At 54.2% G+C, this 12,254-nt stretch carries 7 protein-coding genes; all 7 read left to right on the plus strand.

The features are described 5' to 3' along the window. Positions 1-266: 266 nt before the first annotated feature. The 7 genes from C5Y96_RS20135 (at position 267) to C5Y96_RS20165 (ending at position 12,245) form a co-directional block, all read left to right on the plus strand. A complete protein-coding gene (locus C5Y96_RS20135) occupies positions 267-2,147 on the plus strand; it encodes a DUF1592 domain-containing protein (RefSeq protein ID WP_199188749.1) in 1,881 nt (626 codons plus the stop codon). 72 nt (positions 2,148-2,219) lie between these two features. After that, entirely contained in the window at positions 2,220-3,608 is a 1,389-nt protein-coding gene (locus C5Y96_RS20140) for a sulfatase-like hydrolase/transferase (RefSeq protein WP_105357101.1), read from the plus strand. Positions 3,609-3,680: 72 nt separating this feature from the next. After that, positions 3,681-4,655, plus strand: coding sequence for an alpha/beta hydrolase (locus C5Y96_RS20145; RefSeq protein WP_105357104.1), 975 nt, complete (start codon positions 3,681-3,683; stop codon positions 4,653-4,655). Between the two features lie 65 nt (positions 4,656-4,720). Further along, positions 4,721-6,163, plus strand: a complete 1,443-nt coding sequence (locus C5Y96_RS20150; protein WP_105357106.1) for a sulfatase — start codon at positions 4,721-4,723, stop codon at positions 6,161-6,163. 89 nt (positions 6,164-6,252) lie between these two features. Then, positions 6,253-7,632 (plus strand): DUF1552 domain-containing protein, encoded by a 1,380-nt coding sequence (locus tag C5Y96_RS20155; protein WP_105357108.1) that lies wholly within the window; start codon positions 6,253-6,255, stop codon positions 7,630-7,632. 144 nt (positions 7,633-7,776) lie between these two features. Then, positions 7,777-10,809, plus strand: coding sequence for a DUF1553 domain-containing protein (locus C5Y96_RS20160; RefSeq protein ID WP_105357111.1), 3,033 nt, complete (start codon positions 7,777-7,779; stop codon positions 10,807-10,809). Positions 10,810-10,823: 14 nt separating this feature from the next. Then, on the plus strand, positions 10,824-12,245 hold the full coding sequence (locus C5Y96_RS20165) for a DUF1501 domain-containing protein (RefSeq protein ID WP_105357113.1): 1,422 nt from the start codon (positions 10,824-10,826) through the stop codon (positions 12,243-12,245). Positions 12,246-12,254 lie beyond the last annotated feature (9 nt).

The following is a 12,254-nucleotide window of genomic DNA, read 5'->3' on the forward strand; positions in this document are numbered from 1 at the left end:
TCAAAGAGGAAGATAGAAGCTTGGTGCTGCGTTTATGACGAGCTCCCCCACCTTAAACCCTGGGCGATCTGACCAGGGACATTAGCTAACACTTCCCACCTAAGCTAGTACGAATAATAAGCAGGACGCCTGTGGCACATAGAGAATCTGACGTTACGAGATGCCGAAGCATACAAGGCGTGAGAACAAACGACTCTCACGGCACACTTCTTTCTCCATCGCACAGCACAAGAATTTCAGTGCCTCGCAAGACGAGACCTACGGTATTGAGCGTTGCACTCATCTTGTCTCTGGTTTCGCTCTGCCGAGCAGAACCCGAGAGCGAGGAGGCGTTACGGGCCGATGCCCAAAAGACCTTCAAGGAACAGGTTGGCCCCTTTGTCAAAAAATACTGCATCAGTTGCCACAATACTCGTCCCGAGGCAGGCATTAATCTTGAATCTGCCCTCAGAACCCCGGGTGCTACGTCATCATTCCTGCATTGGAAGAAATCGGTCGCCAACGTCAAAGTGAATGACATGCCGCCCGAGTATGCGGATGAGATCCCCTCCGATGAAGAACGCCGTCAATTCATTGAATGGATCGGCAAGCTTAAGTACCTGGCCCCACGCGACCCAGGCCAATTTGTACTTCGTCGCCTGAGCAAAGTCGAATACAGCAACACTTTACACGATCTCTATGGCGTTTCGCCATTGATTGCAGACAGCCTGCCGGAAGAAGTGGTGGGTGAGGGTTATCTCAACTCGATCTCACCACTGCAATCAGAAATGTTTCTTGATATTGCGAACAAGGTTGTAACTCAGATCGTGGTACCTGAGGGTGATCCGCCGACCGAGGTGCAGAAACGCCTTTTCGGCGAGGTGCCCTCGGAAGGTACTGATCTCCGCGCAGCGGCTCGTGATGTAGCGCGGTCGCTAGCTCGCGATGCCTACCGTCGGCCACCTACCGAGATGGAACTGGATGTCCTGGTAAGTATCTTCGACCTCGGTCGCGAGAACCAATTGGGATACGTGGAGTCGCTCTGCCTCATGTGGAAGGCGATCCTCGTCTCGCCGCAGTTCCTCTTTATTACCCCTGCTGTGGAAGTCGACTCGAATGCCAAGATCGTGCCTCTGGATGACTTCCAGTTGGCTTCCCGTCTGTCTTATTTGCTGTGGTCTTCGCCACCCGACGCCGAGCTCTCTGCAATTGCAGACAAGGGCGAACTACACAAACCGGAAGTGCTACGCGCTCAGGTCGAACGATTGCTACAGCACGAACGTTCGCGGGCTCTGTTCGACGGCTTCGGTGCCCAATGGCTGAGAATAGGAGATTTGAAAACCCAGACATTTGATCCAGCTCTGTACCCGCAAATGACCCCCGTGCTACGAGAAGCCATGCTAGACGAAGCACGTCTATTCTTTCAAAGCATCCTTCATGAAAATCAAAGCGTGTTACGGTTCGTCGATAGCGACTATACATTCGTAAACGAGCCACTCGCCGAGTTGTACGGTCTTGAGCAATCCATAACAGGTCCGAAGATGCGACGCGTCAAGTTGGAAAACCCCAACCGAGGTGGTATCCTCGGCATGCCAGCCACGCTGGCAAGCACATCCTTCCCTAACCGCACCAGCCCTGTTCGGAGAGGTGTTTGGGTACTCGAGCAGGTTCTGGGAGAACGTGTTCCACCACCACCGCCCAACGTTCCTGAACTCGAAGAGCAATCGCCCAAAAGCTTCGAGGGGCTAACCCTCCGCCAAAGGACAGAGCTGCACCAATCCGAAGCCACGTGCGCCAACTGTCACAAAGTTCTCGATCCGATTGGCTTCGGTCTAGAGAACTTCGATGCGATCGGACGGTGGCGCGAAAAGGACAACGGTGACCTTGCGATTGACTCGGCGGGCACACTTCCCAGTGGCGAAAGCTTCTCCAATCCAGCAGAGCTGAAGAGCCTGGTGGCCAATCGAAAGGAAGACCTGGCTCGCAATCTCACCGAAAGGTTCATGGCATACTCCCTTGGACGAACGTTGGAAGGCTATGACGAAGTTGTGATCGATCAACTGATGGTCAAGATTGCCCAGGACGACTACAGAATGCGGACGATCATCAAGGAAGTCATTACCAGCTACCTGTTTACACACCGCCGAGTTCATGAATCAGCGCCATGATTGCCTCTTCTGTTGTCAATCGCGAGTATGGTTTAACAGGCATGAACCACACTTTTCAATCATAATCCAGGCATGAAACAACTACTCTGCTTTCTTCTCACCTTGCTGCCAGTATCGCTGACGACGGCCGAGGAACGCCCGAACTTTGTCATCATCATGGTGGACGATATGGGCTATGCCGGCGTGGGTTGTTTTGGAAATCCATATTTCAAGACGCCGGAAATCGATCGACTCGCGGCCGAAGGCATGAGCCTCACCGATTTCCATTCTTCCGGTACGGTCTGTTCGCCAACGCGGGCCGGTCTGCTAACTGGGCGTTATCAACAGCGTGCAGGGATTGAGGCGGTGATCCATCCCGTGCGAGAGCACCCCGAACACCGGAAAGGGTTACAGAAGTCTGAAGTGACCTTTGCTGAGATGTTGCAGTCTGCCGGCTATAAAACAGCCTTGATTGGCAAATGGCATCAGGGCTACGTACATAACTCCGAAGATTACCATCCTCAGAATCACGGATTTGACGAATTCATCGGCTACCACAGCGGAAATATTGATTTCGTTAGTCACGTTGGCGACAACAACGAGCACGATTGGTGGCACGGGCGTAAAGAGACGAGCGACGAAGGATATGTCACGGACCTAATCAATCGGTATGCACTCGATTTCATCGAGCGAAATCAAGACCACCCGTTCTGTCTCTACATACCACATCTGGCCATCCATAACCCGATCCAGGTAAGAGGCGACCCGATACGCAGGACCGAAGAAGAAGGCTGGAAACGTTGGAAACCCGCGAACCTCGAAGAACGCATTGAGAAATACCAAGGCATGACGCTGCCCATTGACGAAGGAGTAGGACTGATTCGCGAGAAACTCGTCCGCCTCGGACTGGATCGCAAAACGCTGGTGCTCTTCTTCTCCGATAACGGAGCAGCGAACGACTTTCCTAGTGGTAGCAAGCAGTTACGCGGAAATAAGGGGAGCGTCTATGAGGGGGGGCACAAGGTCCCATTTATCGCATGGTGGCCCGATAAGATCGAAGCAGGTAGCCAAAGCAATGCTCCTGCCATCACACTGGATATCATGCCCACGCTGCTAACGCTCGCGGGGGTAAAACCTCCGGTTGATCATCCGTTCGACGGGGTCGACCTCTCGAACTTACTTCTTCAGAAGCAACCTATCGACGAACGTCCGTTGTTTTGGGCTTCGCTTAGCAATAGCGGTAATCGAGCTGAAGCCATGCGCGACGGACCATGGAAGCTGGTTGTTCATCATCCCAAAGCGCGACCGGGAAGCTTTGAAAACGAGAAGGTAGAACTCTATCGTCTCGACCAAGACCCAGCCGAGACGACCGATCTCGCGATTGAGGAACCGGCGCAGGCTGCCGCTTTACTGAAGCGGCTTAAGACCTGGTACGCCGATACGCAGCGTAACGCAACAGAGCAACTCGGAGGCTGGCAGTAATAGTCAGCACCGATGTATCAATCACACACGCAAAGCAGTAACACAAGAGCACACTAGAAGGAGTAACAACCCATGCCTTATCAAGTACGGTTACTTCACAGAGCGACGTCTGCCTTGCTGACCTTTGGGTTGTTTTACCTCCTGCTCTTGAGCTCTGCCTTCTCCCAGGAGCAAAGCCCCCCACAAGGGCAGAAACGACTTAGTCGATGGGACCGACAACCTCAACTTACCGACGCAGCCGTTCGCTCTGAACAACGGGTTTTTAAATCGACCCCTCAGGGAGATCTGAAACTCCATATCTGGTTGCCGGAGAAGCACAGTAAAGACAGCCCCTGCATCGTCTTCTTCTTTGGCGGTGGCTGGAAAAGCGGAAGCCCTCAGCAGTTTGCTCGGCAATCCGAATACCTTGCCAGCCGGGGTATGGTTGCGGTCAGTGCAGAATACCGCGTAAGTGGAACTCACAAGACAACTCCCGATGTTTGCGTCGAGGATGCCAAAAGCGCGATCCGTTGGGTTCGTGAACATGCCGATCAGCTAGGCATTGATCCTGAGAGGGTGATTGCTGGAGGCGGTTCCGCGGGTGGTCATCTCGCGGCAGCTACCGCGCTGGTGCACGGCTTCAACGCCAAGAGTGACAATCTTTCCATTTCGGCGATCCCCGATGCCTTGGTCCTCTTCAATCCAGCGCTCGATCTTACATTGGTCGATCGAGAGATTGTCGACGGCGAAGGTCACTCCATCAACGAAGCCATCTCTGCGACACGATTCCTCCATAAGAAAGCTCCCCCTACGATCATCTTCTTTGGCACAGACGATCCCCTCTCCAAGCACGGAGTCGAGTACGTAGCTAAGGCCAAAGACCTTGGACTCGATGTCGATCTGTGGTGGGCTGCTGGCAAGGGACATGGCTTCTTCAATGACTCTCCTTGGCTCGAAGTCACGACCCAAAGCGTTGACCAATATTTAACCCAACTCGGATACCTGAGTGGTGAGCCGACTGTTTCCCTACCCGAGAACGCACCAAAGTTGAAACGAAACACCCAATAGGTCCCGTGAAAGTGCCCCACCCCGGCTGAAATCTTTTCTCATCGCTTATCAACAAGGCTTTCCCTATGTCTCACTTGTTTGCTCGACTTGCGATTGTCACCCTACTGCTGTTCCCCAGCGTCAGCATTGCCGCAGACCAACTTAACATTTTGTTGATCACTGCCGATGACCTGGGGCTTCAACTCTCGTGCTATGGTGATCCCGTTGCGCAAACGCCAAACATGGACCAACTGGCTCAGCAATCGGTTCAGTTTCAAACGGCATACGTGAGTCAGGCATCGTGCAGTCCGTCACGTTCCACGCTGTTCACCGGTCTGTACCCGCACGGAAATGGCCACTATGGGCTGGCAAATGCGAATGTTGGATTTCAGGTCCATCCGGAACTTTACGAATACTTACTACCCAATATGCTGAAGCAGGCCGGCTATCGCACCGGCATCATCGGCAAGCTACACGTGAACCCGGAAAAGCAATTCCAATTCGACATGCGGCAAGGCAATGGATTCGGAAGCAGACAGGTAAAAAGGCAAGTTCAATACGCGCGGGAGTTCATCAGCCAATCGCAGGAACAGCCTTGGTTCCTGATGTTCAACATGTTTGATCCGCACGTTGCCCGTGATCGCAAGCCGGGCGGTGGCCAAGGGCCGCAGTACTTTCCTGATCTAGTCGAAGGATTGCCCAAGTCGGTCCTGAAAACGGAAGACGTTCCTGCCTGGCCCTGGCAGCAGATCGATACTCCAGAGCAGCGCACCAAGATCGCAGGCTATTACAACTGCGTGCATCGTATCGACGAAGCTGTTGGAATGCTGACGACAATGCTGCACGAAACGAATCACTGGGACAACACGCTGATTATCTTCCTGGGTGACCACGGACCTCCATTCGCGCGTGGCAAGACCAGTTGCTATGAAGCTGGCCTGCGTGTGCCGTTTCTGGCTCGCTGGCCGGGAGTCTCTCAGCCCCACGCCTCACAGAGGCTTGTGGGAAGCATCGATATCTATCCAACAATTCTCGACGCCGCTGGCGTTAACTTACCAGAACAACTCCATGGTTGCTCGTTGCGAACAGTTCTGACTCCCTCGGACTCGGCGGATTGGCGCGACACTCTGGCCGCAGAGTTTCACTATCACGGAGCATCCCCGTTTTTCCCGCGGCGGGCCATCACCGATGGGCGATTCAAGTTGATTCACAACCTACATGCGGGTAAGTTGTCCGCATCCGCATCTGTTGATGGAGACCAGGCACCCGCTTTTGCCAAGCGACTCGGTGCCGATCATCCAGCCAGGCAAGCCATGGAGCGTCTCGAGAATCCGCCCGAATGGGAACTATACGACCTTAATGAGGACCCCATCGAGTTTGTCAATCTGTCAAACGATCCCGTGTTTTCCGATCAAAAGAAACGTCTGAAACAGGCGCTATCCGCTTGGCAGGAGCAAACCGAGGACCCGTTCTCCGATCCAGTGTTCCGCAAGAAGATTGAAAAGAAGTATTCGACCTCCTCCCCTTAATTAGTGATAATGCCCAACAGTCCAAAGGACTTTCCCTCCATCCGATAACTGTCTGTTAACGGATCCAGCCCACCCAAGAAGGCCTGCTCATGAGCAACTATCGATTCATCAACCGTCGCACCTGCCTGAAAGGCATGGGAATGGCTCTCGGCCTGCCGCTATTGGATGCCATGGGGTGGGCGGAAGCGAGCGAGAAGCAAGCGTTTAAACCACCAGTTCGCATGGGTTTCATGTACATGCCGCATGGTGTGATCATGGATCAGTTCTGGCCTGCCGACGCGGAGAGTTTCCTGACATCGCCGCCACCTGCACTTGAGTCGCTGCGTCCCGTGCTTGATCAGTGCCTGATGATGAAGGGAATCGCTGGAGTCGCCAACGGGCCATTCAAAGGGGCACCTCACGCACTAGAATTATCGACCTGGCTTACAGCGGCATTGCCAGACCCGAACCGCCGGGGGGAGATCAGTATCTCGATCTCTGCTGATCAGATCGCCGCTAATGCCCTGGGGGCATTTACCACGCTACCGTCGCTAGAACTCGCTACGATGCCGCAGACCTGGAAAGAGAATCAAGCCGGTCTGAACGAAGCCTACTACTCGCACTGCAGCTTTAGTTCCCCCACCCAGGCAGTCCCTGCCGAGATCAATCCACGAAACGTGCTCAATCGTCTGTTCAACAAGAAAGAACAAAACGGGCAAGCGTCGACCGGTGCCAGCCCACTCGACCGTAGCATGTTGGATCTGGTCATCGGTGGGGCTCGCGATTTCCGACGCACGTTGCCAACCAACGACCAACGAAAACTCGACGAATACCTGGATAGCGTGCGCTCAGTAGAACGCCGCATCGCCGCGATCGAGATCCGCCAGAAAGAAGCCGCTCTGGAAAAAGCTGGCGTCCGATCAAGCCGACGCAACGACGCGGACTCGCCACCGATCGAAGTCAAGATTCCCGAGGGGGACAAACGGAGCGAGTACATGCAGGTGATGTGTGACCTGAACGTACTGGCATTTCAGACCGACACGACCCGAGTCTGCACATACATCGGTTCAACACCGAATGGTGTCTCCTACCCTGAACTGGGCTTCACCGATAAACACCATTCGACAACGCATCACAACAATCAGGCAGAAAAGGTTAGCAAGGTGGCCGCTATCACGGCGTTCAACATCCAGCAGTTTGCTTACATGGTGACAAAGATGCACAGCCTCAAGGAGGGTGACGGAACGCTGTTGGACAACTGCATCATGATGTGGGGTTCAGGCCTGGAAGACGGTGACAGACACACTCGCGCAAACCTTCCTTTCATTATCGCTGGCAAGGGTGGCGGTTCCATCAATACCGGCCGCTTCCTACCCGACGTGCAGGGCAACCAAGGCGATCTCCTTACGACGCTGCTCTCGTGCGCTGGAGTGCCGCTTGACCGCCCAGTTGGCATCGCGACCAAACAGATAGACGATATAAAGGCCTGAAACACGTTCGAGTCAAGCAGTTCATGATGTCCCTTCCCGTTCGTCAGTCGGCAAGGGAACTGAGCCGAGACTTACCCGCGCGATCAGTGAATGACGCGATGGTCGTGATCAGGCAGCGGCACCTGTCCGCATGGAGCTTTTAAGATGACGAATCACTCCCTGAACATGGTGCAGCCTGCTTTGCTCTATGTTGTTGTGTTCGTCATCGCAAGCTCGAGGCTAGTGCCCCTTCAGGCCCAATCGATCGACTTCGACAAACAGATCGCTCCGATTCTTGTATCGCGTTGTCTGGAATGCCATCAGGGCACAGAATCTGAAGGGGGCCTGAATCTGACCGAAATGGCGTTGGTCACTAAGGGGGGCGACAGCGGAGCGGCGGTCGTCCCGGGAAAAGCGACAGATAGTCTGCTATGGGAACGCGTTAGTGCCGACGAAATGCCTCCCAAACATCCGCTTAGCACGCAAGACAAATCGGCTCTGAAACGGTGGATCGAAGAAGGAGCGAACTGGGGCACTGGTCCGCTAGATCTGTTCTCCTTCACAACTGACCGCCGGGCTGGTCGCGACTGGTGGTCGCTATTGCCGCTGAGTGATGTTTCGCCACCGGCAATCAAGTCACCCTGGGTTCGTAACGAGATTGACGCGTTCGTGCTGCGCCGTTTACAGATAGAAGGCTTACAACCATCATCTCAAGCCGATCCACGCACACTCATTCGGCGAGTCTATTTCGATCTAGTCGGCTTGCCTCCCACACCAGATCAGGTAGCCGCGTATGTGAGCAATCCGTCGAATGCCGCTTACCAGAAAATAGTGGACGAACTACTCCAATCGAAGCACTACGGCGAGCGATGGGGACGCCATTGGCTTGATGTCGTTCGCTTCGGTGAAAGCGATGGCTTTGAACGCAACTTTCAGCGAGAGAACGCGTGGCATTACCGCGACTGGGTTATCGACTCGCTTAATAGTGACATGCCTTACGATCAGTTCGTTCGCATGCAACTGATCGGCGATCAGGAAGTTGGCGGAGTTCAAGGCGCGGCAGCTACGGGATTTTGGGTTGCTGGCGTACACAACACGACTGTCGGTGGTAGCAAACGCATGAAGCAGTTAGCCAGACAGGATGAGATTGAAGAAGTACTTGGCACAGTCGGGCAAACGTTCGTAGGATTGACCTTCAATTGCGCACGATGCCATGACCATAAGTTCGATCCGATCAGCCAGACAGAGTATTACCAACTCGCCTCCGCCATTTCTGGACTAGGATTCGGTGACCGCGACATACCCGTTCCCGAAGAACAGGCCAAGTTGGCACAGCTCGGTCTACGCCTCGCAGAACTCCGCCGCGAACTTGCTGAAATTGACAGATCCGCTCGCGTTAAAGTAATTGCAGCGCGAAATCAAGAGGCTGTCCCTGCAACGCCACCAGCAGCACTGGCTCGCTGGGAATTCGACAACGACCTGAACGACTCGATCGGAGGGCTGCACGGCATAGCGCACGGTGGAGCACGCATCGAAGATGGTGCTTTGCTCCTCGATGGCAAGAGCTTCGTCGAAACTCAACCACTCGTAACGAACCTTGCAGAAAAGACGCTTGAGGCGTGGGTGCAACTGGATGATCTCGAACAGCGGGGTGGAGCGGCCATTTCAATAGAGAGTCGAAATGGTGAGTTTTTTGATGCGATCGTCTTCGGCGAACGCGAACCCGGGCGTTGGATGGCCGGAAGCAATGGATTCGTTCGCACCGATTCGTTCGAAGCACCTCAGGAGAAAGACGCCACCCAACGTCCAGTTCACATTGCACTGGTTTACCAACACGATGGAACGATCATCGGCTATCGAGACGGGCTTCCATACGGTCATTCGGTTCGCAAGTCACCGTTTCAACCGTTTAAGGGGGAAGACACCGAGATACTATTCGGGCTACGCCACAAGCCCGGCGGGGGAAATCGATACCTGACCGGCAGGATACACCGAGCAGCGCTGTACGATCGAGCCCTTTCCCAGGAAGAGATCGCCGTGTCGGCTGGCAATTCCGCAGCCTATGTTTCCGAAGAGCAACTTGTCGCCGCATTGACTAAGGGAGAACGCGACCACCGCGCAGCCTTGAAAGTAAGCATTAGTGAATTAGTGAACCAGCGAAACAGGCAAGCATCGAAGGCCACTTTTAAGATCTACACGCTTGCAGCCAGCAAAGGTGAGATCACCAACGTGCTGCTTCGAGGAGATCCCGACAATGAAGGCGAGGTTGTTTCTCCCGCAACAACGGCGGCCATTCACGGACTTTCTCCAGAATTCGGGCTGGCTCCGGATGCTCCCGAGGCTCAGCGCCGCCGCAAGCTGGCAGAGTGGATCACGCATGAAAATAACCCACTATTCACTCGGGTAATCGTCAATCGCATCTGGCACTATCACTTTGGAACAGGTATCGTCGACACACCCAACGACTTCGGCTTCAATGGCGGCCAGCCGAGTCATCCGGAACTACTCGACTATCTTGCGCAACAGTTTCAGCAAAATGGTTCCCGACTGAAATGGCTGCATCGCCTGATTGTCAATTCAAGCACGTATCAGCAGGCAGTACCCGGCCCCTTAGAGACACACGGGACAAAAGCGGCTGATACAGACGCCACCAACCGCCTATTGTGGCGAGCAAATATACGGCGAATTGAAGCCGAATCTTTACGCGATGCGATGCTCCACGTGTCGGGCCAACTGAACGAAAAGGCAGGTGGGCCCAGCTTCAAAGATGTCTCAGTCACGCTCAATAGTGGGACCACCTATTACGAACCACTCGACATTGATGGTCCTGATTTCTTCCGACGAACCGTCTACCGCTTTAACCCTCGTGGTGGCCGCAGCGCCCTGCTCGATACTTTCGATTGTCCCGATCCTGCTTCAACGGCACCGCGGCGCTCGGTAACCACTACGCCGCTACAGTCTCTGAGCTTAATGAATAATCCACTGGTAGCACGAATGTCAGACTACTTCGCAGATCGCGTTCGTGAAGACGCCGGCGAAGATACCGCGTTGCAAATCACGCGTGCCTGGCAACTGGCCATTGCCCGTGACCCAACTGTATCGGAACGAACACTTTCCGAGCAACTGGTTCGCAAGCATGGACTGTCGGCACTATGTCGTGGCCTATTCAACATCAACGAATTTGTCGTCATTGAGTAACGGCAGGACGATCCATGGATAACACACGAACTCTTGATCGCCGCAATCTCTTACACTGGGGTGTCAACGGTCTCGGAGCGACCGCCCTTGCCGTTTTACTGTCCCAAGACACAGCCTCCGCTGCAGACGCTTCACCAAAATTCATCCCCAAAGCCAAACGAGCGATTCACATCTGCTTAGTCGGTGGCTTAAGTCACGTCGACTCCTTTGATTACAAGCCAGAATTAAGGAAGATGCATGGGAAGTCCCTTCACACGGATGAACAGCCTGACGTTTTCTTCGGCCAGATCGGATTGCTGCGTGGCGAGGACTGGAAATTCCTACCACGTGGAAAGAGCGGCTTAATGATCTCGGAGATGTTTCCGCACATCGCCGAGATGGCTGACGATTTGACCGTGCTGCGCAGCATGGAGTCGAAGTCGGCGAACCATACGCCGGCGTTGTTCCTGGCAAACAGCGGATTCGAGTTCAACGGTTTTCCTTCCATGGGAAGCTGGATATCTTACGGCATGGGGGTCGAGAATGAATCGCTACCTGCCTACGTCGTACTGAACGACGAACGAGGAGCGCCCAATACCGGGGCTTCAACTTGGAGCAGCGCTTTCCTTCCGTCAAGTCATCAAGGAGTCGTATTGGGTAGCGGCGAGAAACCAGTACGGGACTTGTTTCCGCCTGCATCGATTACTAGGGATGCCGATGCTGACACCCGGCATTTCATTCAAGCAGTCAACCAGCAACATTTGCACCGTAGTGGACTCAACGAGGCATTGGCTGCTCGCCTGAAAAGTTACGAACTTGCCGCACAGATGCAGAGTTCCATTCCGACAGTCAGCAGTTTTGCGGATGAATCGCCAGCAACTCAACAGCTATACGGCATTCATCAGAAGGAAACGGCAGACATGGGCCGCCGCTGCCTGCTCGGTCGCCGACTACTCGAACAAGGCGTGCGTTTCGTACAGTTGTTTTCCGGCGGCCCTGTCGCCGGAAGTCCCCGTGCAAGCTGGGATGCCCACGAGAACGTCAAAGATAATCATACAATCGAAGCAGGTCGAATCGATCAACCTGTGGCAGCGCTTCTCAAGGATCTCAAGCAGCGGGGCATGCTTCAGGATACGCTTGTTCTATTTACAACCGAATTCGGTCGCACGCCATTTGCACAGTCAGCCGCAGATCAGGTTGGACCAGGCCGTGATCACAATCGCTATGGATTCAGTTGTTGGATGGCTGGCGCTGGCCTGAAGCCAGGCATAGCAGTTGGCAGCACCGACGACATCGGCTGGAAAGCGGTCGAACGCCCGATTCCTTGGCACGACTTTCATGCCACGATCCTGCATCTGTTTGGAATCGACCACGAAGCACTCACCTTCTATCATAATGGCATCCAACGCCGTTTGACCAATGTCCACGGAAAGGTAGTGACCGAAGCGCTTGCCTAATGCTTGTGC

The organism is Blastopirellula marina, from assembly GCF_002967715.1.
GTDB classification, from domain to species: domain Bacteria; phylum Planctomycetota; class Planctomycetia; order Pirellulales; family Pirellulaceae; genus Bremerella; species Bremerella marina_B.

Bases quoted from the DNA above. Each gene is read 5' to 3' on its own strand.
- C5Y96_RS20155 (WP_105357108.1), top strand. From the start codon at position 6,253: ATGAGCAACTATCGATTCATCAACCGTCGCACCTGCCTGAAAGGCATG.
- C5Y96_RS20160 (WP_105357111.1), top strand. From the start codon at position 7,777: ATGACGAATCACTCCCTGAACATGGTGCAGCCTGCTTTGCTCTATGTT.
- C5Y96_RS20145 (WP_105357104.1), top strand. From the start codon at position 3,681: ATGCCTTATCAAGTACGGTTACTTCACAGAGCGACGTCTGCCTTGCTG.
- C5Y96_RS20150 (WP_105357106.1), top strand. From the start codon at position 4,721: ATGTCTCACTTGTTTGCTCGACTTGCGATTGTCACCCTACTGCTGTTC.
- C5Y96_RS20165 (WP_105357113.1), top strand. From the start codon at position 10,824: ATGGATAACACACGAACTCTTGATCGCCGCAATCTCTTACACTGGGGT.
- C5Y96_RS20140 (WP_105357101.1), top strand. From the start codon at position 2,220: ATGAAACAACTACTCTGCTTTCTTCTCACCTTGCTGCCAGTATCGCTG.